We start from the raw sequence: 26,631 nt of genomic DNA, 5'->3' as shown, positions 1-26,631 counted from the left end.
GCTTCGCGCTGATCCCCCATCCTCATGACACGAAACGGAGCTGACATGGACGTGACACCTGAACCAGCCACCGCCGAATGGGGGCCGTTTGGCCGCCCGATTTTTGATGACCCCGGCGCGCGCGCGCTGTCTCGGGTGGGCGTTGTGGACGTCGGCTCCAACTCTGTCCGGATGGTGATCTTTGACGGCGCGGCCCGCAGCCCCGCCTATTTCTACAACGAAAAGATCATGTGCGCTCTGGGTGCGGGCCTGTCTGAAACCGGTCGGCTCAACCCCGAGGGGCGGGTCCGGGCGCTGTCTGCGTTGCGCCGGTTCCAGCATCTGGCCAAGGGCATGGGCATGCCGCCCCTGTCGGTGGTGGCCACGGCGGCGGTCCGCGACGCCAGCGATGGGCAGGAATTCTGCGAAGAGGTGCTGCGCGAAACCGGGCTGAAGATCCATGTGATCGACGGTCAGGAAGAGGCGCGGCTGTCGGCCCAGGGTGTTTTGCTGGGCTGGCCCGGCGCCTATGGGCTGATCTGCGATATCGGTGGCTCATCCATGGAGCTGGCCGAAATCCATGACGGTCAGGTCGGCAAGCGCGTGACATCCTCTCTTGGCCCGCTGAAACTGCGCGACATTCCCGGTGGCAGACGGGGGCGCAAGGCGCATATCACCGAGGTCATTCAGGATCTGCACGAACAGATGGGCCAGCAGCGCGATCGTCTGTTCCTTGTCGGCGGCAGCTGGCGTGCCATCGCCCGCGTCGACATGGAGCGGCGCGGCTATCCGATGCGGGTTCTGCACGAATACCGCATGAGCGCGCAATCCGTCCGCGACACCCTGCGGTTCATCGAAACCTCTGATCTGGAAGAGCTGCGCGCCGCCTGCGGGATCTCCAGCGCGCGGATGTCACTGGTGCCCTTTGCAGCCGACGTGCTGTCGCGGCTGATCAAGACGTTCAAGCCCAAGGATATCGCGGTTTCCAGCTACGGGATCCGTGAGGGGCTGCTGTATGAGCAGATGCCCGACCGGCTGCGCAACCGTGATCCCCTGATCGAGGCCTGCCGTTTTGCCGAGATGAAGGACGCGCGCATTCCGGGCTTTGGCCGCACGCTTTATGATTTTGTCAGCCCCCTGTTCCGCGCCTCTCCGCATACCAAAATGCGTCTGGTCAAGGCCGCCTGCCTGCTGCATGACGTCAGCTGGCGCGCCCATCCCGATTACCGCGCCGAGGTCTGTTTCGACAACGCCACCCGCGCCAATCTGGGCGGTCTGAAACATTCGGAACGTGTGTTTCTCGGGCTGGCGCTACTGCACCGCTACCGCAACAAGCGGCAGGGCACGGCGTTTGAACATCTCTATGAGCTGCTGGATGAACGTGGCCGCAAGGAAGCAGAGATCCTTGGCAAGGCAATGCGTTTCGGAGCCATGCTGATGGTCTCCAAATCGGGCGATATCGGCAAGCTCACCTGGCAGCCGCGCAAGAAACACCTGCATCTGGAACTGCCCAAGGAAGCCGAGCCGCTGTTTGGTGAGGTCGCAGAATCCCGGCTCAGCTCCCTCGCCCGCTCGCTTGAGGCTGAGGTGACGGTCAAACTGCGCAAACCGTAGAAACAGCCCCCCTTGCACCAAACCAAAAGGCAGCCCCGGGTGGCTGCCTTTTTTGTCCTCTCAGATGTCCGTGGTACCCTCTGGCGGGGGGGCGTTCGGGGCGGTTTCCGGTTCGCCATCGGGGGCGGTGCCCGGTTTGCGGCGGATGATGATGTCGCCGTTGGGCAGGATTTCGGGCCGTTCATAGACGCTCCAGTCCTCAACCTGAGCCGCGATATCAGCAAGAGCCGGGCCCATTTCAGACAGGAACCCCTGCAGGCTGGGGCCGAATTCATCCGCCAGGGCACGCAGGTCATCAATGGCGGGGGCCATTTCCTGACGCAGCCCCTCCCAGAACAGCTCAGCCCCGCGCTGCATCAGGGTGCTGCCCTCTTCTTCTGTTGCTGGCGGCTGGGTGTCCTGCGCGGTGGCAGGCAGCGCCAGCGCAAGAGCCAGCGGCAGGGCCAACGCAACACGGGCACGCGTGCCTGGGGTCCGGGGGGCGGCAGCGGAAGAGATCAGAAGATGCATTTTTGGTGTCCCTCTGTGGGATGTGGCGGCCAGGAGAGTGGCCCGTTGAAATGGCGCGGTGGCGGCGGTGGCGGCATACCTGATATAAGACCCCGGCCCGCCGAGTTTAAGGCAGATCGATATCCAGGCTCACGGGGAAATGGTCAGAGGCCTGCAGCAAAGCCTCGCGCAGCGGCGCATCCTCGTAGCAGGCGGCATCCTCGAACGGGTGCCAGATCCGCCAGCGCGGCTGATGGCGCATCAACCCCGGCGACAGCATGATGTAGTCGAGAAGAGCGCTGAAATAGCGGCGGGTTTCCTTGTTGTAAAAGCGTGCAGTGCTGGGCAGCACCCGCAGACGCGGCGCCAGCAGGCTTTGGGCGTGGGGGTCGTGCAGATCGCTGTTCATCACGATTTCGACCGACGAGCGGTTGAACAGTTTTTCATACTGATCAAGCCCCGGACCGTCGTTCAGATCGCCCAGAACAATGACGTCCTGCCCCTCTGCCAGTCGCTGATCGATGCGGCGGCGCAACCAGATCGCCTGCGCCAGCTGTTTGCGCCGATTGGCAATCGACAGCGTGGTGACCGCAGCCGGGGTGCGCGCGCCATGCGGTGCCTTTGATTTCAGATGCGCCCCGATCAGCGCAAGGCTGGTGCCACCCTTTGTCTTGACGGTCAGTTCCAGCGGCGGTTTGGAAAAGGCGACTTCGTCCTTTTGGGCGTCGATATCAAGATCGATGTGGAACACCCCGTCAAAGCGCGGCGCGGCGTCATTTTGGCCGGGGGTGTGAACCGCGTCCATGACGTCGGGATCATAAAGAAAGGTGATTTCCTGCTGCGTATCATTGGAAAAGCCACTGATCGCTTCGCGGGCGCGCAGCCCTGCTTCTGTCGCGAAATGTTCAAGCGCGCGCACGCTCTGCTGGCGAGAGTTGGTGTCCGGCGCCTCGATCACCATGATGCCGTCGGCGTCGAGCGCAGTGAACACCTTTGCCAGGGCGCGGGCCTGGGTTGCACGGTCAATCCCGTGGCGGCCCGACAATTTGCCATCCAGCACCAACCGGTCGGCGCGATCAAACAGCGCCGAGAACCATTCGACGTTATACGTGACGAGCCGCATGGCCGGAACACCCGCTGATTTCGTCCCAGGCCCTGTTGATGTCAATCATCCGCTTTTCGGCAAGGCGCACCGCCTCTTCCGGCACCCCGCGCGCCATCATGGAATCGGGGTGGGTTTCGCGCACCAGCTTGCGCCAGTGTTTGCGGATCTCATCGCGCGGCATGTCGGGCGATACGCCGAGCACCGTATAGGGATCGCGCGGCGCGTCAGGGACAAATCGCGCGCGCAGGGCCTGAAACTGCTGCGGGGTCTGGCCAAAGATGCGGCTGACCTCCTCCAGAAACTCGTTCTCGCCGGGATGATAAAACCCATCCGCCATGGCGATATGAAACAACCCTTCCATCAGATCGCACAGCGTCTGCGGGTCGTTGGCAAACATCTTCTGGATGCGGGCGGCATAATCCTGATAGCCCGCGATATCCGTCCGTGCCAGATCAAACACCCGCGCAGCGCCGGCCTCATCCTCGGCTGCGATCTGAAACACCTCGCGAAAGGCGGTGACCTCATCGCGGGTGACCTGACCATCGGCCTTGGCCATCTTGGCCCCAAGCGCGATCACCGCAATGGCAAAGGCAACGGTGCGTTCGGGGGGCGCGCGGAGCGTGTCGAAGACTTCGCTCAGGCTCTGGCCTGCGGCCAGGGCAGAGAGGGCTTCGGTGATGCGGGTCCAAAGTGACATGATCCCAGATTAACCGCTCTGGCCGGTGCTGTCAGGGGCTCTATCGTTCGATGGCGTCAGAATTTTCTGCATCAGCACAAGATCCAGCCACTGGCCCCACTTGTACCCCACTTCGGGCATCCGCCCCACCTCGGCAAAGCCCACGGCGGCGTGAAAGGCCACACCGCCGGGATTGGCGGCACTGATGCCCGCAACCAGCACATGGACGCCCTCGGCGCGCGCGACATCCTCAATCGCGGTCATCAGCGCCCGCCCTGCCCCGCGCCCGCGGGCGGTTTCGGCCAGATAGATCGCATGTTCACAGGTGCGCGCATAACCGGGTCCGGTGCGAAACCCCCCAAGATTGATATAGCCGAGGATCTCTCCGGCCTCTTCGGCCACCTGCAGACGCGCCCCTTTTGAGCCGATATCAGCCGCGACCTCTGCCGGGGTCTTTTCATCCGTGGTAAAGGTGATCAGCGTGTCGCGGATGATCTGGTTGGTGATCTCTGCGATGGCGGACGCGTCTGCCGGGGTCGCCTGACGGACAATCATCGCAGCACCCGCCGCCCGTGGGGGGTGTCAAACTCTGCCTCGAACCCTGCCGGGCCGCTGTGGAATTCCACGCGCGGATCATCCAGCGGCAGCGCCTGTGCCAGTGCCGTACTGTCCGGGTGCGACAGGTGCAGGCGGCGCAGGGTGCAGCCCTGCTGGGTCAGCTGCGCGGCGGGATGGGGGCTGTGCCACTGCATCAGCGCCGGGAACATGTTGTCAAACGGCAGGATGCCATCGCCGGGGACCGCCATCTGCCAGCGCAGATCGCCGCGTTGCAGATCAACGATCTCGCCTGCGCCCTCTGGCGCGTTGTCCAGGGCCGTCACCAGATCATCGCAGCGACAGATCCAGTTGGTGATCCGCGCAGGCCCCTGCCTGCGATCCATGTCAAACCAGCGCGGGCTGCGCTGGGGCGTTGCGGTCGGGTCAATCGCAATGGCCTCCATGTAGAGACCATCGGCCAGCCCCAGGAGACGGTTATGGGTGCCAAAGACCGCATGGCTGCCACCGGGTTGCATCGGCACGCCAAGGCTGTCTTCGACATGGGCGACCGCCACTTCCAACGTGTCTGCGGCAACGGCCAAATGATCGAGCTCCATGACGTCTCCCCCCCTTGTTCGTGCGGATCATGCTGCGGGGAGACTAGCCGTCAGCGGCACAGGTGCAAGCGGGAAAGAAAAACACCCGCCCCGGCAATCCGGAACGGGTGTGGCCATGCCCAAACGACGGGCAGATCAGCTCTGGCAGATCAGCTCTGGCGGATCAGGTTCAGGATATCCTGTGCCGCCTCTGGGATGTTGGTGCCGGGGCCAAAGATTGCCTTGACGCCATTGTCATAGAGGAACTGATAATCCTGCTGCGGAATGACACCGCCGCAGATCACGATGATATCCTCTGCGCCCTGCTCTTTCAGCGCCTTGACCAACTGCGGGGCCAGCGTCTTGTGACCCGCCGCCTGGCTGGAGATCCCGACCACATGCACGTCATTGTCGATGGCATCCTGCGCGGCCTCTTCCGGGGTCTGGAACAGCGGGCCGACGTCAACGTCAAACCCGATATCGGCAAAGGCAGTTGCAATCACCTTGGCGCCGCGGTCGTGGCCGTCCTGGCCCATCTTGACCACCAGAAGACGCGGGCGACGGCCCTCTGCCTCGGCAAAGTCCTCGATGGATTTCTGAATGGCGGCAAAGCCTTCGTCGCCCTCGTAGGCGGCACCATAGACACCGGCCAAGGTTTTGACCTCGGCGCTGTGGCGGCCGAATTCCTTTTCCATTGCCATGCTGATTTCTCCGACTGAGGCGCGCGCGCGCGCGGCTTCGACTGCGGCAGCCAGAAGGTTGCCACCTTCCTTTGCGACGCGGGTCAGGTTGTCCAGCGCGGCCTCGCAGGCGGCGCTGTCACGGTCTGCACGCAGGGTTTCAAGCCGGGCGATCTGGCTTTCGCGGACGGCGACATTGTCGACATCCAGAATGTCGATCGGGTCTTCCTTTTCCTTGCGGTATTTGTTGACGCCGACGATCACCTCTTCGCCGCGGTCAATCATCGCCTGACGTTTGGCGGCGCTTTCCTCGATGCGCAGTTTCGGCATCCCGGAGGCCACGGCCTTGGTCATGCCGCCCATTTCCTCGACCTCTTCCATCAGCGCCCAGGCCTTCTCCACCAGCTCGTTGGTGAGGCTTTCGACATAGTAGGAGCCGGCCAGCGGATCGACCACATTGGTGACGCCGGTTTCTTCCTGCAGGACCAGCTGAGTGTTGCGGGCAATGCGGGCAGAGAAGTCGGTGGGCAGCGCGATGGCCTCATCCAACGCGTTGGTGTGCAGGGATTGCGTGCCGCCCAGAACCGCAGACATCGCCTCATAGGCGGTGCGGATCACGTTGTTGTAGGGGTCTTGCTCTTGCAGGCTGACGCCCGAGGTCTGGCAGTGGGTGCGCAGCATCTTGGAGCGGTCATTCTTGGCGCCAAAGTCGGTCATCACCCGGTGCCAGAGCGTCCGGGCGGCGCGCAGTTTGGCGATCTCCATGAAGAAGTTCATGCCAATCGCAAAGAAGAACGACAGGCGGCCTGCGAATTTATCGACATCCATGCCCGCCTCCATCGCGGCGCGCACATATTCGCGCCCGTCCGCAAGGGTATAGGCCAGCTCCTGCACGAGGTTCGCGCCCGCTTCCTGCATGTGGTAGCCGGAAATCGAGATGGAGTTGAACTTCGGCATCTCATTCGATGTGTATTCGATGATGTCCGAAATGATCCGCATCGAGGGTTCGGGCGGATAGATATAGGTGTTGCGGACCATGAACTCTTTCAGAATGTCATTCTGAATGGTGCCCGCCAGCAGCGATTTGTCGTGGCCCTGCTCTTCGCCTGCAACGATGAAGTTCGCAAGGATCGGGATCACCGCGCCGTTCATGGTCATGGAGACCGACACCTGATCCAGCGGGATGCCGTCAAACAGGACTTTCATGTCCTCGACACTGTCGATGGCCACACCGGCCTTGCCGACATCGCCCACAACGCGGGGGTGGTCGCTGTCGTAGCCACGGTGGGTGGCAAGGTCAAAGGCGACAGAGACGCCCTGCTGACCGGCGGCGAGGTTGCGGCGGTAAAAGGCGTTGGATTCCTCGGCGGTGGAGAAGCCCGCATATTGGCGGATGGTCCAGGGGCGACCTGCGTACATCGTCGCCTTCACCCCACGGGTGAACGGGCCAAAGCCCGGCAGCGTGCCCATATGGGGCAGATCCTTGGTGTCCGCTTCGGTGTAAAGCGGTTTGACATCAATGCCTTCCAGCGTTTTCCAGGTCAGCGCGTCCAGCGAACGGCCGCGCAGTTCCTTTTCAGCCAGGGCCCGCCAATCGTCGGTTTTGGTCGTCATCGGAAGTTCCTCTTGTCAGGTCGGATGAGGACGGGTTCAGGCCCGCCGCTTTTTTGTCGGGGTCGGCCACCAGCCGGGCCAGTCCATCGGCACCGGCGTGTAGCCACATCAGATCATCGGCATAGCGTTCCCGCAGGGCTGCGGATTGCGCTTCGCTGAAGGGGGACCATCGGCCCTCGCCTCGGGGCAGCTGGTAGGCCTGTTCCGGCCCCAGCTTGTGGCGCAGCACCGGGAGCGGATCGGCGCAGTTGATGCGGTCCACCTTGCGCAGCCGGGCCAGGCGTTTGCCGGTCAGCTGCTGCAGCTGCACTTCGGGGCGGTCGCCATAGGTTTCATAGGGCATGACCCAGATCCGCGCCTCTGGCAGGGCGCAGGCCAGATCGCTCAGGACATCGCGCCAGCTGCGGGGCGTGTCGGCCAGCTCTGCCAGCAGATCGGCGTCTGGCAGCGGGTGGCCGTTGGCCACCATGGATGCCAGCAGTGACCCCCAGAACCGATCCGGGCTGCGCAGGATGACCATCACGTCGCGCACCTGCCCGTCAAAGGCGGCACCATAGCGCGCCATGCGGTCACCGACGCTGGGGTAAAGGCTGCGCGCGCGCAGGATCTCGTGGCGGCGTCCCATCATGCGGGGGCCACAAATCAGGAGATCATCGGCGCCACTGCGACGCACCTGTTCCAGCCGCATCTGAACCCGGCCACGGGCCCGACGAGCAAGGTTGCGGCCGGTGACAGGCGCAGGGCCCGGCAAGGCCCCATGCAACAGACCATCGCGCGTCACCTCCGGCCCCCAAAACGCCATGCCATCCGCCGCAAGCGTGGCGGCGTGGTGGCGTACGAAGGCCTGAAAATACCCGGTCGCGCACCGATGTGCGCCGACGTGCAGCATGACATCCATAGTCTTTGCCATCCCCCTTGCGACAGTCTGCAGGCAGGGCTGCAGAGGTTGCGGAAGGGCAGAGTTTGCCATGACTGTGCTGACAGCAGAGTTAACAGGAGATCGGCGCAGCGCGGCCTTTTTTGACCTGTTTTTTGCAAAATGCGCGGTTTTGTGCATCGCAATCCGGTTCACCGGGCATATATTCTGGGGAACAGGAGAGCTGATGAAACACTTGTTTGTCTTTGAAAAAATCCGACTGTTGGGCGCTGTGTCCGCCTTGGCAGGCCTTGCAGCCCTGGGGCCCATGACCGTCTTGGCACAGTCTGCGGATCTATCTTCAGCTGCGCCCGCTGCTGCATCAGAACAGGCGCCCGCAGACCCGTCTTCTGTGGGGGATGGCAGCGCATCCAACGATGATCCCATCACCCGGCTGATCCGCTCTGGGGATACGGTGGATCTGGACAGTCTGAAATGGACCCATCGCCCCATCGTGGTCTTTGCCGACAGCCCGGCAGACCCGCAGTACAAGGAACAGATCGACCGGCTGAGCGCGGGCGCAAGCGCGTTGCTGGAACGGGATGTGATTGTGCTGACCGACACGGACCCCAGCACACGATCGGCGCTGCGCAAGAAGCTCAGACCGCGCGGGTTCATGCTGGTGCTTTTGGGCAAGGACGGCGGCGTCAAACTGCGCAAGCCACGGCCCTGGACCGTGCGCGAGCTGAGCAGAACCATCGACAAATTCCCCTCGCGCCTGCGCGAGGTCGAAGAGCGGCGCGGCAGCTGACGGGGCTGGGCACGGCCAATCAGCATCAGATCGCCCTGCCCTGCGCGTAAAACAGGCGCCGGTTCTGGCGATCGACAACCGCCATGAACGGCTCTGTCGGGTCATAGATCAGCACCGATGCAGGATGCAAAAGCGCCTTGAGATAGGCATCGCTTACGTCGTCCAGCATGCAGTCCTTGCCGACGATGCCGGACCTGAGAATGCTGTTGCCGCGCGTGCTGTCCGCGCTCATCACTTCCAGCGACACCATGTCGGGGGACAGGCCCGCCACCTCAAAGGCGACGGGGCTGTTGTTGTCCAGAAGGCGCAGACCCGCCTTGATCGAGCGCGCCTTGGGCAGGCGCGAGGAAATCCGGGTGGCCTTGATCTCAAAAACACCGGCGGCGCAGTTGCGGCGAGAGAAGTAATACTGCGTCTCGCCCAGCTGAACCCAATCCCCAACCGCTGCGCGCGCCTGTGCTTCGTCTTGCATTGCACAGCCTGCCAGCCCCATGAGGGCCAGCACCGCAACAGCGCGACGCGCCGTTTTGTGGTATGACTGCGCAATGTTCATGGGCTCGTGTTACTCGAATTCCATGATCACTTCGTCAACGGCGAGGCTGTCACCGGGGGCGGCATTGATCGCGCTGACCACGCCCTTTTTCTCGGCGCGCAGGATGTTTTCCATCTTCATCGCCTCGATGGTGCACAGCGCCTGGCCTTCCTGCACTTCCTGACCGACTTCGACATCCAGTTTCACCACCAGACCCGGCATCGGGCACAGCAGCATCTTGGAGGTGTCCGGCGGCAGTTTCTCCGGCATCAGCTTGGCCAGTTCAGCCTGACGGGGGGTGCGCACATGCACCTTCAGATCCGCCCCGCGCGAGCGGATCCGGAAACCGCCGGAGATCTTGCCAACCTTCAGCACCAGCGGGCTGCCGTCGACTTCGATATGGGCCAGCTGATCACCCGGCGTCCAGTCAGAGGTGATGCGCAGCGCAGTGCCATCGCCAAAGCCCACGGTAGAGCCGTCACGATCTGCATCGATGGTGACCGCGTGATCCTGCCCCTGAAGGGAGACAACCCAGTCGGTGCCGACCTTGCGTTCGTGGTTGTCCATCCGGCCCGACACGCGGGTGCGGCGGATTTCGGCAACCCGGTGCATTGCGGCACAGGCCGCAGCGATCCGGCGCAGATCGCTGTCTGGCAGGTTCACGCCTTCAAACCCGTCGGGGTATTCCTCGGCGATGAAAGCGGTGGTCATTTCCCCGGAGATGAATTTCGGGTGATCCATCACGGCAGCCACAAATGGCAGGTTGTGACCGATGCCTTCGACCTCGAAGCTGTCGAGCGCCACGCGCATAGCCTCGATCGCCTTGTCGCGGGTCGGGCCCCAGGTGCAGAGCTTGGCGATCATCGGGTCGTAGTACATCGAGATTTCGCCGCCTTCAAAGACGCCGGTATCATTGCGCACCGCGGTTTCACCCGTGGGGGCATCGCCATGCCAGACGTTGTTGTCCACCATCGGACCCGCTGCAACCTCCATCGGTGGGCGATAGCGGGTCAGACGGCCGATGGACGGCAGGAAGTTGCGATAGGGGTCTTCGGCGTAAAGACGGTTTTCGATCGCCCAGCCGTTCAGCTGCACGTCCTCTTGTGCGATGGTCAGCGGCTCGCCATTGGCGACGCGGATCATCTGCTCTACCAGATCGACACCGGTGATCAGCTCTGTCACGGGGTGTTCCACCTGCAGGCGGGTGTTCATTTCAAGGAAATAGAAGTTCTTTTCCCCGTCGACGATGAATTCCACGGTCCCGGCAGAGGCATAGCCAACAGCCTTGGCCAATGCGACCGACTGTTCGCCCATCGCGCGGCGGGTTTCTTCGTCAAGGAAGGGCGACGGGGCCTCTTCGACGACTTTCTGGTTGCGGCGCTGGATGGAGCATTCCCGCTCGCCCAGGTAGATTCCGTTGCCGTGGGCATCGCAGAGCACCTGAATTTCGATGTGGCGCGGTTGCGTTACGAATTTCTCAATGAAAATCCGGTCATCGCCAAAGGAGTTCGCGGCCTCGTTCTTGGAGGACTGAAACCCTTCGCGGGCCTCTTCGTCGTTCCAGGCAATCCGCATGCCCTTGCCGCCGCCACCGGCGGAGGCCTTGATCATCACCGGGTAGCCGATTTCATTGGAAATCTTCACCGCCTCTTCCGCGTCCTCGATCAGGCCCATGTAGCCCGGAACGGTCGAAACGCCTGCCTCCTGCGCGATCTTCTTGGAGGTGATCTTGTCGCCCATCGCCTCGATTGCGCCCTTCGGGGGGCCGACAAAGGCCACGCCGGCGGCCTCGAGCGCCTCGGCGAATTTGGCGTTTTCCGACAGGAAGCCATAGCCCGGATGCACCGCCTGCGCGCCGGTCTGTTTGATCGCCTCCATCACCTTGTCGATGACGATGTAGGACTGGTTTGCCGGTGGCGGGCCGATGTGCACGGCTTCATCGGCCATTTTCACATGCAGAGACTGTTTGTCGGCGTCGGAATAGATGGCAACGGTCTTGATGCCCATCTTGCGGGCCGTCTTGATGACGCGGCAGGCGATCTCGCCCCGGTTGGCGATCAGGATCTTATCAAACATAGGCAGTCCCTTGTCTTCGATGTCTTGGATGAGGTGCCGACCGGTGGGCGGCACGGTGTCTTGGATGGTCGGAACACGAAAAAGGCCGCGCCGGAGGGGTCTCCGGGCGCAGCCTTTTGGTGGTGATGGCGCAGGCCTTGGCCGCCCCGAATGCGCGGGGCGTCACGAGACCAGCAGAAATCAGAACAGGTGCATCAGCACTTGCGCGGGTTTTCCTTGCAGTAGATGACATTGGCCGCAGCGCCGACAGCGGCGCCGGTGACGAGATTGCCATCAATGAGAGCCGAACCGAGCGCGCCGGCCCCTGCCCCGTAAACCACCTGTTCGCCCGTGGTGTCGCCACAGGCCGCCAGGCCGGTACAAGCTGCGAATGCCGCGATGATGAGCTTTGCCTGCATGAGCGTAGTCCTTTGCTGTTTGTCTGATTGCTCGCGCAACTCTTTGCCGTGCGATAACGGTAGGACAATACGAAGGAATTTCCAGCGGATTTATGCGCGGGAGCCTGCCAAACACTGGGGGGCAATTGGCAAGCTTCCGCCTCTGCATCCGAGAAAAAAATGGGCAGGCCGCGATTGGGGGGGCAGACCTGCCCTTCCAGGCGAAGGGGCTGGATCAGATGCGTGACAGCCTGTGCTGTCATCCCCACCATGCACGGGCGATCAGCCCGGCACAGCCCCTGTCTTGGCTGCCCCGCGGATTTGGCAGGAAGTCGCGCAAATCGCGGATACGCTTGCAGATTTACGCCGAAAGCCCAGGATTGCGCGGCATATGTCCGACGAACGGATGCCCCGGCCCACGCCCCCTGCACGCCAGCGCCCACAAGGGACAACGGCGCCGCGGCAGAAGGATATGTGAGCCAGGCCGCCATATCAGTAGCCGCCCCCTTCGAAGACTTCGGGAAAGGACAGCTGCGCGACCGAGACATCAATGACCAGCAGGGCCTCATAGCTTGCGGGATCAAACGGCTCTTCTGCCGGGATCACCTCGCGGCCGAACAGCCAGCTCAGACGGCCGGCGTCGAGATTGCCGCGTTCAAAGGGCTGATCGCCAAAGTTTTCCCACAGCGCCTGCATGAAACCGGCATCGGCGCGCCGGTCGGCAGGACGGCGGTCGCGAAAGCGTTCGCGCCGCGTGATGGGTGTCACCCCCTTGGGGTTGGGGCGGCGGATGATGAATTGAAAATCTGTGCCCGGCAGACGGCCGGGGAACCCGCGATGTTTCAACATGATGGTGCCTCCGATCCGGCACCCCGCGGGACGGTGGAATCCGGCCGCAGGGCCGGACCCCTGTAGTGATTACTTGTACTTGCCGGTGTGGACCGGTTCGACCGAGATGGGCTCGGGCTCAACCACAACATATTCTTCTTCCTGCTGTGCGCAGGCTGCGACTGCGGCGAGCAGGCCCGCCAGGGCAACGAGTTTGATGCTCTTGGACATTTCTGTCTCCTAATTGTGTCTTTGAAACCTGCGTGGCCTGTGGCCGACGCCAGCCTCATCCTCAAATGACGGATCACGGGAAGGTGATCCGCATGCAGGATAGCCGAGAGTCGTTGCATTTCACATGACAAAGACCAAGGCGCGTGAATATCTGCCGACAAAGCTGCAAAAAAGCGCCAGTTCGCCTGTCCAGACAGGGGTTTGGGGGCGATGAGGTGATGGAGATGCGCAGCCATCAGAAGGCCTCCCACAGGCAGGCGTCACCTTCGGGGCGGTAGGTTTCGAAAAACTGCGTCGCCTCGGCATCCATCGCACCGAAGGGCACAAACCGGTCCGACAAGGAGATCACGATCCGAGCGGGCGACAGCGTGTGCTGGCTGAGGTAGGGCAAAACCAGCGTATGACAGAGGTGGTTCATGTCCGGCTCTGCCGTCTCAAAGCTGACCTCGTTCAGGGCGCGCGCGATCTGCGGGGCGAGGAAGCGAAACCGCACCCACAGCTCTCCCGGTGTTTCATCCAGCAACACCTCCTGCAACGTAACGCTAAGACCCGAAGGCACATCGACCGTCTGCGCCCCTGCCGCACCCGCAGCAAACGGCGTCAGGCAAAGCGCCGAAACCGCCAGCGCGTGGCGCAGGGCACTGGTGACAGATCTGCTGATACGCCCGTCGATGTCGGTAAAAGACAGCTCATTTCCGCAGCCCCGACCCCAAAAGACTTGGGCTCCTCCTGTCGGGGCTGCAGGCGCGTCACACGCAGTGCGCGCTGTCCGATATGAGCTGGCGCGGATCATGGGGCAGATTCGGCTCCGGTGTCAAACGTTGAGGTTAATTTGAGCAGCAGTCGCGTTGATCGCTCAAATTGATCGCATTTCGTGAACAATCCCCACGTGGATGAGGGATTGGTTCCAGGCTGTTGAAATTCAACCGCTTTGCCGGGCGCCGAACACTGGCTGGGTGATCCCTGCCGCAGATCCGCGAAAGGTGAGCGGAACAAATCAGAAACAACCAAGAGGTTATTTACCTTTGCCCGCAACGCTCTGTGGCAGGTGTTCCGGCGCCCGCCGGTGTTACAGAGGAATGTTGTCGTGCTTCTTCCAGGGGTTCTTGAGCTGTTTGTTGCGCAGCGATGCAAAGGCGCGGCTGACGCGTTTGCGGGTCGATTGCGGCATGATCACCTCGTCGATGAAGCCCCGTTCGGCCGCCACAAACGGATTGGCGAAACGCTCTTCATAGTCCTTGGTATGCTCGGCAATCTTTTCCGCATCGCCCAGATCGGCGCGATGGATGATTTCGGTCGCCCCCTTGGCCCCCATCACCGCGATTTCCGCCGTCGGCCAGGCATAGTTGAAATCACCGCGCAGATGTTTGGAGGCCATCACGTCATACGCACCACCATAGGCCTTGCGCGTGATCACGGTCACTTTTGGCACCGTCGCTTCGCCATAGGCAAACAGCAGCTTTGCGCCGTGCTTGATGACACCGCCATATTCCTGGCTGGTGCCCGGCAGAAAGCCCGGAACATCCACAAGGGTCAGGATCGGAATTTCGAAACAGTCACAGAAGCGGACAAAGCGCGCTGCCTTGCGGCTGCTGTCGATGTCGAGACAGCCCGCCAGCACCATCGGCTGGTTGGCAACAACACCCACGGTCTGCCCCTCAAGGCGGATGAAGCCGGTGATGATGTTCTTGGCGTAATCTTCCTGAATTTCGTAAAAATCCCCCTCATCCGCGACCTTCAGGATCAGTTCCTTCATGTCGTAAGGGGTGTTGGGGTTTTCAGGGATCAGCGTATCAAGCGAGGCCTCAACCCGGCCCGGCTCATCAAAGAACGGACGCACAGGCGGTTTTTCGCGGTTGTTGAGCGGCAGGAAATCCACCAGTCGGCGCACCTCGGCCAGGGCTTCGACGTCGTTTTCAAACGCGCCATCCGCGACAGAGGATTTCCTGGTGTGGGTCGAGGCGCCCCCCAGCTCTTCGGCGGTGACCACCTCGTTGGTGACGGTTTTCACAACGTCGGGCCCGGTGACGAACATGTAAGAGGTGTCTTTCACCATAAAGATGAAGTCGGTCATCGCAGGCGAATAGACCGCACCACCCGCACATGGCCCCATGATGACAGAGATCTGCGGGATCACGCCCGATGCCATGATGTTGCGCTGAAATACCTCGGCGTAGCCTGCAAGCGAGGCCACCCCTTCCTGAATACGCGCACCACCGGAATCGTTGATGCCGATGACGGGCGCACCGTTCTGCATGGCCATGTCCATGATCTTGCAGATTTTCTGGGCATGGGTTTCAGAGAGAGAGCCGCCGAAAACGGTGAAGTCCTGGCTGAACACATAGACCATTCGGCCATTGATGGTGCCCCAGCCGGTGACCACGCCGTCGCCCGCAGGACGCTGTTTTTCCATCCCGAAATCGGTGCAGCGGTGCGCCACGAACATATCGAATTCTTCAAAGCTGCCTTCATCCAGCAGCAGTTCAATCCGCTCGCGCGCGGTCAGCTTGCCGCGGCCGTGCTGCGCATCGATCCGCTTTTGTCCGCCACCCAGCCGCGCTGCTTCGCGACGGTCTTCCAGCTCGGAAAGGATATCTTTCATGGCTTTGTCCCCTCATGAATTTCCGCTGACCATAGACGTGCATGCGGCGAACCCAAAGGGATTAATGGCAAATTTGCAAAGTCTTTGCGAAACTCAACCGCTAATTTGCAAATCGGCTCATTCCTGCGCAAACCCAGCGCAAACCCGCGCAGATCATGGCCAGGGGGCCGGCCTTCTTGATGTGCTGCCGGGAGTGATCGTATCACCGGGGACGACCAACGGAAACGGAACGCCCCCCATGCTACAGCCCTCCCAGATCATTCAGGCGATGCAGTTCGACAGTTTTTACAACAGCGACCCGCTGAACACCGCAAATGCGCCGCGCCTGACGATCACCTACCAGTTCGCAGACACCACAGAGCCTGCCGACCTGCCAACCAACACGACATTCTACGACTGGCAGACCTTCACCGCCGCCGAGCGTGAGAACTTCCGCGAAGCCTTTGCCCATATCGAGACCTTTCTGAACGTCGATTTCGTTGAGGTGAACGGGCAAAGCGATCCGGATCTCAACCTCGGGCTGGTGTCCATTCCGGGCTCTACCGTGGGTATTGGCGGCTACAGCATCGGCTATCGCGGAACCACCATCACCAGATGGGATGGTTTTGCCGTATTCGACAACCAGCAGGACATGTCGCGCGACGACCGCGAGAGCCTGATCCTGCATGAGATCGGCCATGCGATGGGCCTGCAGCACAGTTTCGAGGCCAACCCGGCCCTGCCTGCGGAATTTGAAAACAACCTCTATACGGTCATGTCCTATTCCCCCAATCCAATCAACGGGTTGGATAGCGATGCGATGATGCTATTCGATGTGATTGCCCTGCAGGACATCTGGGGTGCGGCGCAATACAACAGCGGCAATACCACCTACAGCGGTGCGCGCACCGACACCGTGGACCTGATCTGGGACACCGGCGGTGTTGATACCTTTGATGCAAGTGATCGCAGCAGCGGTGTCAGGCTGGATCTGCGGCAGATGGCCTTCTCCAGTTTTGATGCCGACAGCGACGTGGTGATCGGCCATGGTGTGACCATCGAAAACGCCATTGGCGGCCTTGGCCGGGACCGGCTGACCGGCAATGGCAGCAACAATCAGCTGACCGGCGGGCGGGGGCGCGACACGCTCCTTGGTGAGACCGGCAATGACAGCCTTGTCGGCAACGGTGGTGTCGATATCCTCAAGGGCGGCAGCGGGCGCGACACGCTCAAGGGCGGCTATGGCAATGACCGGCTGCTTGGCAACTCCGGCAACGATCTGCTTTTGGGAGGGCCTGGACGGGATACTCTGAACGGCCAACTTGGCAACGACCAGATGCAGGGAATGGGCGGGGCGGATACCTTTCAGTTCTTTGGCAACACCGGCAATGATACGATCCGCGATTTCCAGGATGATATCGATACGTTGCACATCCGCGGCCACGGCACGGCAGACCAGGTGCTGGCGCGGGCCAGCGAAGTGGGCAACGATGTTGTCTTTGACTTTGACGGCAACCACAGCCTGACCCTGCGAAATGTGACGCTGGATCAAATCAGCGACGATCTGCTGGTCTGATCCGCCCTTATGGACAATCGCCGCGGGCTGCCCTAGATCCTTCACATGCGAAGCAATCCGCGGCGGTTTCTCAACCGCTCCACCAACCCCACCCTTGGCACACTGATCCTGCTCTCCGGGCTTTCGGCGCTTGCCATGAACATTTTCCTGCCCTCCCTCCCCGGGATGGCGCGGTATTTCCAAGCCGATTACAGCCTGATGCAGCTGTCTGTTGCGCTCTACCTCGCGGTGAGCGCCGGTGTGCAGATCTTTGTCGGGCCAATTTCCGACAAACTGGGGCGCAGGCCCGTGATCCTGTGGGGGGTTGCGCTGTTTCTGGTGGCCACGCTTGGCTGCCTGTTTGCCCCAACGGCCGAGATTTTCCTGTTCTTCCGGATGTGCCAGGCAATTGTAGCGGCCGCGATGGTGCTAAGCCGGGCGGCAGTGCGCGACATTTATGACGGCCCGGAAGCTGCCAGCATGATCGGCTATGTCACCATGGGCATGGCCGTGGTGCCGATGATTGGCCCGGTGATTGGCGGCTTTCTTGAAGAGAGCATGGGCTGGCAGGCCAATTTCTGGCTGCTGATGCTGCTTGGCGGGGCAACCTTTGCCATCACCTATCTCGATCTGGGCGAAACCGCCACCAAAAGCGGCAAGACCCTGATTGCCCAGTTCCGCGAATATCCGGAATTGCTGCGCTCGCCCCGGTTCTGGGGGTATTCGCTGGCCTCCGGCATGTCGTCGGGTGCGTTTTTTGCCTATCTGGGTGGCGCGCCCTATGTCGGCACCCAGATCTACGGGCTGACCGCAGCAGAGCTGGGCGTTTACTTTTCCACCCCTGCCATTGGCTATTTCCTCGGCAACTTCGTTTCCGGGCGCTTTTCCACCCGGATTGGGGTGAACCAGATGGTGCTGCGCGGCTGCATCATCAACAGCGTCGGCGTCGGGGTTTCCATGGCGCTAGCGGTGATGGGGCTGGACAGCGTTTATTCCTTCTTTGGGTTCATGACATTGGTGGGGCTGGGCAATGGCATGTGCATTCCAAATGCCACCGCCGGCGCCATTTCCGTGCGCCCGCATCTGGCCGGCACGGCCTCTGGGCTGGCGGGGGCGATCATGATCGGGGTGGGTGCCGGGCTTAGCGCTTATGCTGGTTATCTGCTGGGTGACGGCGCCACTGCTGCGCCGCTGCTGGAGCTGATGATGGCGACCGCTGTTCTGGGCTTTGTCTCTATCATCGTGGTGATCCGCCGCGAACGCCAACTCGGCCTCTGACGCGGCAGGCTATTTCGCGGCGGGCCATTTGCACGTCGGGCCATTCGCACGTCAGGACCGATGGCACGCCAGAGGGCTTGCACCGTAGGGTTTGCAATTCTACAGTTCCGGCATCCAGGATTTGCAAAGGGTGTCAGCCGTGGCGCAACAGAAACTTTATGCCGGGGCAAAGCTGCGGGAGATGCGCACGCGCCTGTCCCTGACGCAGAAGGAATTTGCTGCAAAACTCGGCGTGTCCCTGCCCTATCTCAACCAGATGGAAAACAACAACCGCCCGGTTTCGACCACGGTGGTTCTGGCGTTGGCGCAAGAGTTTGGTCTGGACGTGACGGAGCTGTCGACCGGCGACAGCGAGCGGCTGGTCAGCGACATGCGCGAAGTGATGGCCGATCCGGTGTTTGCCAGTGATGCCCCCCCGATGGCGGATCTGCGGCTTACTGCGTCAAATGCACCGGCGCTGGCGCGGGCGTTTCTGACCCTGCATCGCGCCTATCGCCAGACCCACGAGCGGCTTGCCTCGCTGGATGAGGCACTGGGCCGCGAGGACGCGCGCATTCAGGCCTCTCCCTGGGAGGAAGTGCGCGATTTCTTCCATTATTGCGACAACTATATCGATGCGGTGGACCGCGCAGCAGAACATTTTGCGGGCCGTCTTGATCCCCGCAACGCCGCCGTCGCGGCGTTGGAACACGCGGATATCACCGTCGCCTGGAGCGACATCGACGGGTTGCGCAGCTATGATGCCGCCAACAAGGTGCTGCATCTGTCCAACCGTGCGTCGCCGCAGACGCAGCTGTTTCAGCTGTTGCTGCAGGTGGCGCTGCTGCGCCAGAATGATCTTCTGGAGGCGACGCTGGATTTTGCGCGGTTCCAAAGCGATGCGGCGCGCTCTATCGCCAAGATTGGATTGGCAAACTACTTCGCAGGCGCGGCGATGATGCCATATCAGGCGTTTCTGGAGGCGGCGCAGAGCTGCCGGCATGATCTGGAGCTGCTGTCCACGCGTTTTGGCGCCTCTATTGAACAGGTCGCCCACCGTCTGTCGACGCTGCAGCGCCCCGGCGCCAAGGGCGTGCCGTTTTTCTTTGTCCGGGTGGATCAGGCGGGCACGATCACCAAACGGCATTCTGCCACGCGGTTGCAGTTTGCCCGCTTTGGCGGTGCCTGCCCGCTGTGGAACGTGCACCGTGCATTTGAAACCCCCGGTCGATTTCTGCGTCAGCTGGCGGAAACCCCCGACGGGGTGCGCTATATCTCGCTGGCGCGTGATGTCTCAAAACCTGGCGGCTCTTTTGGCTCTCCGGTGCGGCGCTATGCGATTGCCCTTGGCTGCGAGGTGCGCCACGCCGATGCGCTGGTTTATGCGGACGGCCTGGATGTGAGCAATGACAGCGCCTACGAGCCGATTGGCATTTCCTGCCGGATCTGCGAGCGGCCCGACTGCCATCAACGCTCAGTCCCCCCGCTGGAGCGCCGACTGAGCATCAACACGGACCAGCGGGGGGTTCTGCCCTACGAGGTGAACTGAGCCGCGCAACTAGCGCGCATCATGGCGAAGGATCTTGAACCCCTCTTCGGGTTGGGGCGGAACGAAGTGTTTGGAAACACGATGAAACTGCGCCTCGCTTAGCGCAAAGGGATGATCACCCGCTGCGGTGCGGGCGTGCATTCGGGCGATGCAGACGTCATCCGGCGGTGCCAGCAGATGCAAGCAGTGATCCGCCCCGCTTTGGTCAAGGATGCCGCGCATCCAGGCGCGGGCTTCGACCGTATTGGCGGGGAAATCCAGCACAACGCAGCTGCCTGCCCGCAACAGCTGCGCGACATGGGGGCCAAGCACCGTGCGCAGCCGCGCAGCACAGCGCACATAATCCTGCAAACTGGCCATCTGATCGCCAAACAGCGCGTGGAGCCAGGTATCTTCACTGATGAGGATGGTGTGATCTGCCTTGGCCAGCTCTTTGGCGAGTGTGGATTTTCCAGCAGCGATCTTGCCGCAGATCATATGCAGCAGAGGGGTGTCGTGGGACATGAGAAACCTTTGATATGATGAGGCGCGCGCGCTCAGGCGGCGCAGGTGTTTCAGACAGGAATACCCGGCCCGGCGGTTCAGGCCGGGATGGTAATTCGCGCGATCAGACGCGCGGCTGATGTGTGAAACGGGCTCATCATTGGGATGTGGTGCCGCAAATGTCCCGTGCTGTCCAGAAAAACCTGTCCGCACGGGGATAGTCATCTAGGTGGCGGGCAGACCAAAAGGGCGCCCGATGGACGCCCTGTTTCGTGATCTTTTCAGTTGTGCGCGGTGGCTCAGGCCTTGGCCAGAATGCCCCAGATTTCGTCCTTGAGCGCAGCGCGCTGTTTGCGCATCTCGGTTTCGGCCTGTTCGCTGACGGGCTCTACGTTGGTTTCGGCGCGGTGCACGGCGCGGTTCACCTCGTGGTAGCTGTCTGCCAGCTTGGCGAAATGCGCGTCGGATTGTTTCAGCGCGTGGATCTGGTCGCGCTTTTCCGGGAATTCGGCGGCAAGCTCATGGGGGGTGTTGGACATCTGTTCGCTCCTTCTTTCTAGCTTCAGGGTGACGTTAGCCGCCGCCCTGCCCCGCCACTTTGACCCGGATCAAACTGGACTGCTCCGCGACAAAAAAAGACGCCCGCGCAACCAGGTGCAGCGGGCGTTTCAGGGAAAGCTATGTCAGGGGTCAGCGCTGGGATGTTTCCCAATTCGGATTGAACCACGCTTGGGCATTTGAAGACGGCAGGCGACGGCCAAGGATATGATCCGACGCTTTTTCGCCGGTCATGATCGAGGGGCCGTTGAGGTTGCCGTTGGTGATGCGCGGGAAGATCGAGCTGTCCGCGACGCGCAGGCCATCGACGCCGATCACACGGCATTCCGGGTCAACCACCGCCATCGGATCGTCCACGGCGCCCATTTTGCAGGTACCACAGGGGTGATAGGCGCTTTCGACGTGCTCGCGGATAAAGCCGTTCAGCTCTTCATCGCTTTGCAGGGCGTCGCCCGGCTGGATTTCATGTTTGACGAAGGGCTTCATGGCGTCCTGACCAAAGATCTCGCGGGTGAGGCGGATACATTTGCGGAAGTCTTCCCAATCCTTTTCCGTCGACATGTAGTTGAACAGGATCTTTGGCGCGTCTTTGGGGTCGCTGGATGCGAGGGTGATTTCCCCACGCGAATCCGAGCGCATCGGGCCCACATGCGCCTGGAAGCCATGGCCTTCGGCTGCGGCCTGACCGTCGTAGCGCACGGCGATGGGCAGGAAGTGGTACTGAATATCCGGGTAGTCCACGCCTTTGTCGGAACGGATGAAGGCCGCGCTTTCGAACTGGTTGGAGGCGCCAAGACCGGTTTTGGTGAACAGCCACTGCGCGCCCACCCAGGCCTTGCCCAGAAGGTTCCAGTATTTGTAGAGCGTGATCGGCTGTTTGGAGGCGTATTGGAAGTAGAATTCCAGGTGATCCTGCAGGTTCTGACCAACGCCGGGGCGATCTGCGACCACCTCGATGCCATGTTCCGCCAGATGGGCTGCCGGGCCGATGCCGGAGAGCATGAGCAGTTTGGGCGAGTTGATGGAGGACGCCGAAAGGATCACTTCGCGGTTGGCGCGGATCACTTCGATCTTGCCACCGCGCTCGACCTCAACGCCGACGGCGCGGCCCTCTTCGATCACCACGCGACGGGCGAAGGCACGGGTCAGTTCGCAGTTGTCCCGCTTGAGCGCGGGCTTCAGATAGGCGTTGGCGGCGGACCAGCGCTGACCTTTGTAGACGGTCATTTCCATCGGGCCAAAGCCCTCTTGCTGCTCGCCATTGTAGTCTTCGGTAACCGGGTAGCCCGCCTGTTCGCCCGCCTGGACAAAGGCATCATGCAGCGGGTTGTCGCGCGGACCGCGTGTGACATGCAGCGGGCCATCCTTGCCGCGCCAATCGGGATCGCCGCCCTGGCCTCGGGGGGTCCAGGTTTCCATGCGCTTGAAGTAGGGCAGCACGTCAGCATAGGACCAGCCAGTTGCGCCGCTTTCGGCCCAGTGATTGTAGTCGCCCGCGTGACCGCGCACGTATACCATGCCGTTGATCGAGGACGATCCGCCAATGACCTTGCCGCGCGGTGTGACCAGCTCGCGCCCGCCCAGATGCGGCTCGGGCTGGGATTTGTAGCCCCAGTCATAGAGCGGCATGTTCATCGGATAGCTGAGCGCACCCGGCATCTGGATAAACGGCCCGGCATCGCTGCCGCCGTGTTCGATGACGAGAACCTTGTGGCCTGCTTCGGACAGGCGGTAGGCGATGGCACAGCCGGCGGACCCGGCCCCGACAATTACATAATCTGCGTTCATTGCGTCTCTCGATAGTCGTGTCGGGCGGCTCCGCAGCCTCTTGCGGGCCGCCCGTCGTTCAGGTTTGGCGTCGATTGCGGGATGGCCCGGCGATCAGAACGCCGCTTCGACGTCGCCCATGCGGACGTAGACCGATTTCACCTGGCTGAAGTGCTTGATCGCCTCTTTGGAGTTCTCGCGACCCACACCCGATGCCTTGACGCCGCCGAAGGGGGCTTCGACCGGGGCATCGTTGTAGGAGTTGATGAAGCAGCTGCCCGCCTCCAGCTGGCCGATCACGCGGTGGGCGCGGCTGAAGTCGTTGGTAAACACGCCAGCAGACAGGCCGAATTCGGTGTCATTGGCGCGCGCGATGACTTCTTCCTCGGTATCGAAGTCGAGAACCGACATCACCGGGCCAAAGATTTCTTCACGGGCGATGGTCATGTCATCCGTCACATCGGCAAAGACGGTCGGTTCGATGAAGTAGCCATCCATGTCTGCGCGTTTGCCGCCGCAGATCAGGCGCGCGCCTTCCTCTTTGCCCTTTTCGATGTAGCCCAGCACGATGTTCATCTGATTTTCGCTGACCATCGGGCCAAAGCTGGTGGCCTCGTCCTGCGGGTCGCCCAGGATGGCGTTGCCGGTGCGTTCTGCCAGGCGGGCGAGGAATTTTTCCTTGATGCCTTTCTGCACGAACACGCGGGTGCCGTTCGAACACACCTGACCGGAGGAATAGAAGTTGCCGTTGATGGCGCCGCCGACGGCGTTGTCGATGTCGGCGTCATCAAAGATGATCAGCGGCGACTTGCCGCCCAGTTCCATTGTGACATGCTTCATGCCTTCGGCAGCGGCGGCATAGACCTTTTTGCCGGTCGGCACCGAGCCGGTCAGCGAGACCTTGTCAACGCGCGGATCGGTGACCAGCGCGCCGCCAACTTCGCCCATGCCCTGGATGACGTTGTAGATGCCGGCAGGGGCACCTGCCTCGTGCAGGATTTCGGCCACTTTGAGGGCGCAGAGCGGTGTGGTTTCAGACGGTTTGAACACCATCGAGTTGCCGCAGGCCAGCGCAGGCGCGCCCTTCCAGCAGGCAATCTGGGTCGGGTAGTTCCAGGCGCCGATACCAACACACAGGCCCAGTGCCTCGCGCACGGTGTAAACCCAGTCCTCGCCCATCGGGATGTGCTCACCGGTGAGAGAGCCAGCGAGACCGCCGAAATATTCCAGCGCGTCGGCGCCGGAGGTGGCGTCGGCAATCAGGGTTTCCTGCAGCGGTTTGCCGGTGTCGTAGGTTTCCAGAACCGACAGTTCGTGGTTGCGTTCGCGCATGATGTCGGCAGCACGGCGCAGGATGCGGCCACGCTCGGTGCCGGTCATCTTGGCCCATGCCTTTTGCGCCTCTTTTGCGGTGGACAGCGCGCGGTCCACGATCTCTGGGGTCGCGGCGTAGACAGTGGCGATCTGCTCGCCGGTGGCGGCATAGATCACCGGGATCGGGGTGCCGTTGGTATCTTCGACGTATTCGCCGTTGATGAAGTGGCTGGCGGTGGGCTGTGCGGGATGGGTCATGGCGTGTTCTCGTCCAATCTCTTGTGTCTGTTCGCGGGTGTTGAGCGTGCGACTGTCAGGCTCAACGATGCATCTGGTCAAATGGTTGCGGGTCGCGTCGCCCCTGTTGGCGACACGAAAGTGTGAATTCAGGCGCGGATCGGCGCGCAAAGACGCGCAAGGCCGCTCAACGAGGCAACCGGGGTCAGGCGGATGGTCGGTGCGTTCATCTTGTCTACGTCTCCTATCTGGTTGGCGGTGCAGATCTCGCAACCGCCGGGTCTGTGGATCGCGGCGGGGCCGCTGTGATGAGGGATGGGCGCAGACACGGCCTGCGCCCCAAGGCCCCGGCCCAGCGGCCGGGGCGCCCGGGTTAGTGGGCTGTCTTGATCTTGTTGAAGTCGAGCACGTTTTCCTCGGGCGAGGCGGTGATGCTCATGACTTCGCTGCGTTTGAACAGGATGATATAGGCCAGGCAGGCAACATAGATCCCGATCACTGCGGTGCCGATCCACTGGATCTGCAGCCACTGGCTCTGGAAGGCGAGGGTCAGGCCAAACAGCACGACCGCATTGCCCAGCACGTAGGGAATGGTGCCCAGACGCTGTGCCGACAGGTTGAGGTTGTCGGTGTAAAGGCGGATCAGCGAGTCAAACGAGTTGATCACGAAGATGATGCCAACCGCGACCATCGAGATGTTGATCAGCAGCGTCGTTTCGATGCCGTTCAGGTGGTAGAAATACAGCACCGAGAACCAGATCCCCAGTGGGATCGACGGGAACACCAGAAGCGATGCCAGCACCTGCCAGGTCTTCAGCCCGCCCACAAAACGCGAGGTGAACTGTCCGATCATGATCGACCATGCGAACCACCAGAACAGGTAGAATTCGTGGTAGTCGGTGAGCGGCAGGATGAATTTGTGGATGTTCGCAAAATAGCCGCCGATGTTGGAGGCAGTATCAACGAACTGGCCAAAGCCCATGCCCGCATAGGCCCACATCCCCAGGATCAGCGCCAGGAACAGCGCGGTGGAGCCAACCGACAGCACACGCACGTATTTGATATCGGTCGAGGAGAAGGCCGCGAACAGGATCACCAGGAAGGTGATGACGTAGAATTCCGTGATGACGCTTTCACCGTCGCCCATGAAGGTGGCGTAATACGGCAGGTAGATCAGGAACAGCGCACCGGTAAAGGCGCAGGTGCCGATGATCACGATGTTGTTGATCAGCTTCACCAGCGGGATTTCAAAGAACTTCACCCGCGGTTCGATCACACAGAAGTAGAAGGTGGTCAGGAAGTAGAAGCCCCAGATCAAAAAGCCCCAGAAGCCGAACTCCAGCGCCAGCGGGTTGGTGAAGGCATAGGCGGGCTCTGCCGTGGTGTCGGCATAAAGCGGGAAGTCCCAGGCCAGCGGGAACATGATCAGGCCGACATCCAGACCGGAAGTGAACAGGATCGCGATGAAGGTGAACAGGTGCACGGGGGTCACGCCGACATTTCGGACGTTCCACCACTTGATCACGCAGAACACCACCAGCGCAAAGGCCAGCAGAATCCCGAATGAGATAATTGTTGTCATACGTCCCTCCCTTGGATGGGCGTTGATCGCCCTTAGTGACATATCGGGCTGACATAACACGAAACACTGTCCGCCCAAACCAATTTTTGAACGACCATTCAAGTTTCAGATTTTTCATAACAGGAGTTGAAAGATGGGCCGAGCTATCGCAAAACTTTCCTCATGGGTAGGAAACGTATTCGCGACATCCGCAACGAAGAGCTGATCGAGGCAACAATCGTGGCTGTGCATACGCGCGGATATGGCGTTGTAACGATGGCAGAAATCGCGCGCGAAGCCGGGGCATCAGCTGCGTCGATCAACTACTATTTCGGCTCCAAGGAAGGCCTCATGGAGGCCACGATGCGACATCTTCTGAACAAGCTGAAGCAGGCGATGATCCGGGGCTACTCAACCGCAGATACGCCAAAAGACCGGCTTTATGCGGTGATGGATGCCAACTTTGACGACGATCTTTTCAAGGTCGCGCAGTGCAGCCTGTGGATGCAGTTCTGGGCCAGCGCGCCCTATTCGCCGCGCTTGTCACGCCTGCACCGAATCAACAGAAACCGCGTCCGCAGCCATTTTCTGGCAGAGCTGCGCCGTCTGGTTCCACCGGAACAGCTGGAGACTGCGCGCCATGCGTTGCAGTGCTATATGGATGGTGTCTGGCTGCAGGCTGCGCAATCGGATGTCCCGCTGGACCCGGCCAAGGCGCGCAAGGCCGCGCATCGGGTTGTGGATCTGGTGGTGGGCTAGCCGCCTGAC

General features: G+C 61.5%; 25 protein-coding genes. 6 read left to right on the top strand and 19 right to left on the bottom strand.

Annotated features, from left to right (window positions below; all coding sequences use genetic code 11):
- Positions 1-45: 45 nt before the first annotated feature.
- Complete coding sequence (locus KUV39_RS09230) at positions 46-1,593, top strand: Ppx/GppA family phosphatase (RefSeq protein WP_046211037.1); 1,548 nt, start codon at positions 46-48, stop codon at positions 1,591-1,593.
- 60 nt (positions 1,594-1,653) lie between these two features.
- On the opposite strand, the gene KUV39_RS09225 is transcribed toward KUV39_RS09230, so the two are convergent.
- The 7 genes from KUV39_RS09225 to KUV39_RS09195 all read right to left on the bottom strand — a co-directional run bounded on the left by KUV39_RS09225 (position 1,654) and on the right by KUV39_RS09195 (position 8,200).
- Positions 1,654-2,103, bottom strand: a complete 450-nt coding sequence (locus KUV39_RS09225; protein ID WP_222459605.1) for a hypothetical protein — start codon at positions 2,101-2,103, stop codon at positions 1,654-1,656.
- A gap of 106 nt (positions 2,104-2,209) precedes the next feature.
- Positions 2,210-3,205: an endonuclease/exonuclease/phosphatase family protein gene (locus KUV39_RS09220; RefSeq protein WP_222459604.1), complete on the bottom strand. Its 996-nt coding sequence runs from the start codon at positions 3,203-3,205 to the stop codon at positions 2,210-2,212.
- The gene (locus KUV39_RS09215) at positions 3,186-3,884 is read right to left on the bottom strand and encodes a molecular chaperone DjiA (protein WP_008558847.1); all 699 of its coding nucleotides are present in this window, start codon (positions 3,882-3,884) and stop codon (positions 3,186-3,188) included. The genes KUV39_RS09220 and KUV39_RS09215 overlap by 20 nt, the downstream gene beginning before the upstream one ends.
- A 9-nt stretch (positions 3,885-3,893) precedes the next feature.
- The gene (locus KUV39_RS09210) at positions 3,894-4,418 is read right to left on the bottom strand and encodes a GNAT family N-acetyltransferase (RefSeq protein WP_222459603.1); all 525 of its coding nucleotides are present in this window, start codon (positions 4,416-4,418) and stop codon (positions 3,894-3,896) included.
- Positions 4,415-5,017 carry a VOC family protein gene (locus KUV39_RS09205; RefSeq protein ID WP_222459602.1) on the bottom strand — a complete coding sequence of 201 codons (603 nt, stop codon included), beginning with the start codon at positions 5,015-5,017 and terminating at the stop codon, positions 4,415-4,417. Before KUV39_RS09205 ends, KUV39_RS09210 begins: the two co-directional genes overlap by 4 nt.
- Before the next feature lie 149 nt (positions 5,018-5,166).
- Positions 5,167-7,290 carry a methylmalonyl-CoA mutase gene (scpA, locus tag KUV39_RS09200; protein WP_008562708.1) on the bottom strand — a complete coding sequence of 708 codons (2,124 nt, stop codon included), beginning with the start codon at positions 7,288-7,290 and terminating at the stop codon, positions 5,167-5,169.
- Positions 7,253-8,200: a hypothetical protein gene (locus tag KUV39_RS09195; protein WP_244998300.1), complete on the bottom strand. Its 948-nt coding sequence runs from the start codon at positions 8,198-8,200 to the stop codon at positions 7,253-7,255. Before KUV39_RS09195 ends, scpA begins: the two co-directional genes overlap by 38 nt.
- A gap of 193 nt (positions 8,201-8,393) precedes the next feature.
- Here KUV39_RS09195 and KUV39_RS09190 point away from each other — a divergent pair, with 193 nt between their 5' ends.
- Positions 8,394-8,957, top strand: a complete 564-nt coding sequence (locus tag KUV39_RS09190; RefSeq protein ID WP_244998299.1) for a DUF4174 domain-containing protein — start codon at positions 8,394-8,396, stop codon at positions 8,955-8,957.
- A 25-nt stretch (positions 8,958-8,982) separates the two neighbouring features.
- Here KUV39_RS09190 and KUV39_RS09185 read toward each other — a convergent pair whose 3' ends face one another.
- The 7 genes from KUV39_RS09185 to KUV39_RS09155 form a co-directional block, all read right to left on the bottom strand.
- Positions 8,983-9,510 (bottom strand): hypothetical protein, encoded by a 528-nt coding sequence (locus tag KUV39_RS09185; RefSeq protein WP_046211042.1) that lies wholly within the window; start codon positions 9,508-9,510, stop codon positions 8,983-8,985.
- Between the two features lie 9 nt (positions 9,511-9,519).
- Positions 9,520-11,565 carry an acetyl-CoA carboxylase biotin carboxylase subunit gene (locus KUV39_RS09180; protein WP_222459600.1) on the bottom strand — a complete coding sequence of 682 codons (2,046 nt, stop codon included), beginning with the start codon at positions 11,563-11,565 and terminating at the stop codon, positions 9,520-9,522.
- 194 nt (positions 11,566-11,759) lie between these two features.
- Complete coding sequence (locus KUV39_RS09175) at positions 11,760-11,963, bottom strand: hypothetical protein (RefSeq protein WP_008558821.1); 204 nt, start codon at positions 11,961-11,963, stop codon at positions 11,760-11,762.
- 471 nt (positions 11,964-12,434) lie between these two features.
- Positions 12,435-12,791: a hypothetical protein gene (locus KUV39_RS09170; RefSeq protein WP_008560063.1), complete on the bottom strand. Its 357-nt coding sequence runs from the start codon at positions 12,789-12,791 to the stop codon at positions 12,435-12,437.
- A 69-nt stretch (positions 12,792-12,860) separates the two neighbouring features.
- Positions 12,861-13,001 carry a hypothetical protein gene (locus KUV39_RS09165; RefSeq protein ID WP_008562807.1) on the bottom strand — a complete coding sequence of 47 codons (141 nt, stop codon included), beginning with the start codon at positions 12,999-13,001 and terminating at the stop codon, positions 12,861-12,863.
- Between the two features lie 235 nt (positions 13,002-13,236).
- On the bottom strand, positions 13,237-13,794 hold the full coding sequence (locus tag KUV39_RS09160; protein WP_222459599.1) for a DUF6497 family protein: 558 nt from the start codon (positions 13,792-13,794) through the stop codon (positions 13,237-13,239).
- A gap of 276 nt (positions 13,795-14,070) precedes the next feature.
- Positions 14,071-15,603 carry an acyl-CoA carboxylase subunit beta gene (locus tag KUV39_RS09155; RefSeq protein WP_008561210.1) on the bottom strand — a complete coding sequence of 511 codons (1,533 nt, stop codon included), beginning with the start codon at positions 15,601-15,603 and terminating at the stop codon, positions 14,071-14,073.
- Positions 15,604-15,841: 238 nt separating this feature from the next.
- Between KUV39_RS09155 and KUV39_RS09150 the strand changes: the two genes are divergently transcribed.
- From KUV39_RS09150 to KUV39_RS09140, 3 genes are all read left to right on the top strand, one after another.
- Entirely contained in the window at positions 15,842-17,158 is a 1,317-nt protein-coding gene (locus KUV39_RS09150) for a M10 family metallopeptidase (RefSeq protein WP_243445027.1), read from the top strand.
- Between the two features lie 45 nt (positions 17,159-17,203).
- Positions 17,204-18,415, top strand: coding sequence for a multidrug effflux MFS transporter (locus KUV39_RS09145; RefSeq protein WP_222459597.1), 1,212 nt, complete (start codon positions 17,204-17,206; stop codon positions 18,413-18,415).
- Between the two features lie 139 nt (positions 18,416-18,554).
- Positions 18,555-19,943 (top strand): short-chain fatty acyl-CoA regulator family protein, encoded by a 1,389-nt coding sequence (locus KUV39_RS09140; protein WP_046211045.1) that lies wholly within the window; start codon positions 18,555-18,557, stop codon positions 19,941-19,943.
- 9 nt (positions 19,944-19,952) lie between these two features.
- Here KUV39_RS09140 and KUV39_RS09135 read toward each other — a convergent pair whose 3' ends face one another.
- The 5 genes from KUV39_RS09135 to KUV39_RS09115 all read right to left on the bottom strand — a co-directional run bounded on the left by KUV39_RS09135 (position 19,953) and on the right by KUV39_RS09115 (position 25,884).
- On the bottom strand, positions 19,953-20,447 hold the full coding sequence (locus tag KUV39_RS09135) for a P-loop nucleotide/nucleoside kinase family protein (RefSeq protein WP_244998298.1): 495 nt from the start codon (positions 20,445-20,447) through the stop codon (positions 19,953-19,955).
- Between the two features lie 278 nt (positions 20,448-20,725).
- Entirely contained in the window at positions 20,726-20,965 is a 240-nt protein-coding gene (locus KUV39_RS09130; RefSeq protein WP_008559143.1) for an HP1242/YdcH family protein, read from the bottom strand.
- A gap of 151 nt (positions 20,966-21,116) precedes the next feature.
- Positions 21,117-22,772, bottom strand: coding sequence for a choline dehydrogenase (betA, locus tag KUV39_RS09125; protein WP_008562631.1), 1,656 nt, complete (start codon positions 22,770-22,772; stop codon positions 21,117-21,119).
- Positions 22,773-22,865: 93 nt separating this feature from the next.
- Positions 22,866-24,323 (bottom strand): betaine-aldehyde dehydrogenase, encoded by a 1,458-nt coding sequence (gene betB, locus KUV39_RS09120; RefSeq protein WP_008560382.1) that lies wholly within the window; start codon positions 24,321-24,323, stop codon positions 22,866-22,868.
- Between the two features lie 352 nt (positions 24,324-24,675).
- On the bottom strand, positions 24,676-25,884 hold the full coding sequence (locus KUV39_RS09115; RefSeq protein ID WP_008559174.1) for a choline transporter: 1,209 nt from the start codon (positions 25,882-25,884) through the stop codon (positions 24,676-24,678).
- 162 nt (positions 25,885-26,046) lie between these two features.
- Between KUV39_RS09115 and betI the strand changes: the two genes are divergently transcribed.
- Entirely contained in the window at positions 26,047-26,622 is a 576-nt protein-coding gene (gene betI / locus KUV39_RS09110) for a choline-binding transcriptional repressor BetI (RefSeq protein ID WP_008560335.1), read from the top strand.
- Positions 26,623-26,631: the final 9 nt, after the last annotated feature.

Source organism: Phaeobacter italicus (assembly GCF_019801785.1).
Classification (GTDB): domain Bacteria; phylum Pseudomonadota; class Alphaproteobacteria; order Rhodobacterales; family Rhodobacteraceae; genus Phaeobacter; species Phaeobacter italicus.
Note: the sequence above shows the minus strand (reverse complement) of the source record. Positions and strands in the feature narration are given on the sequence as shown.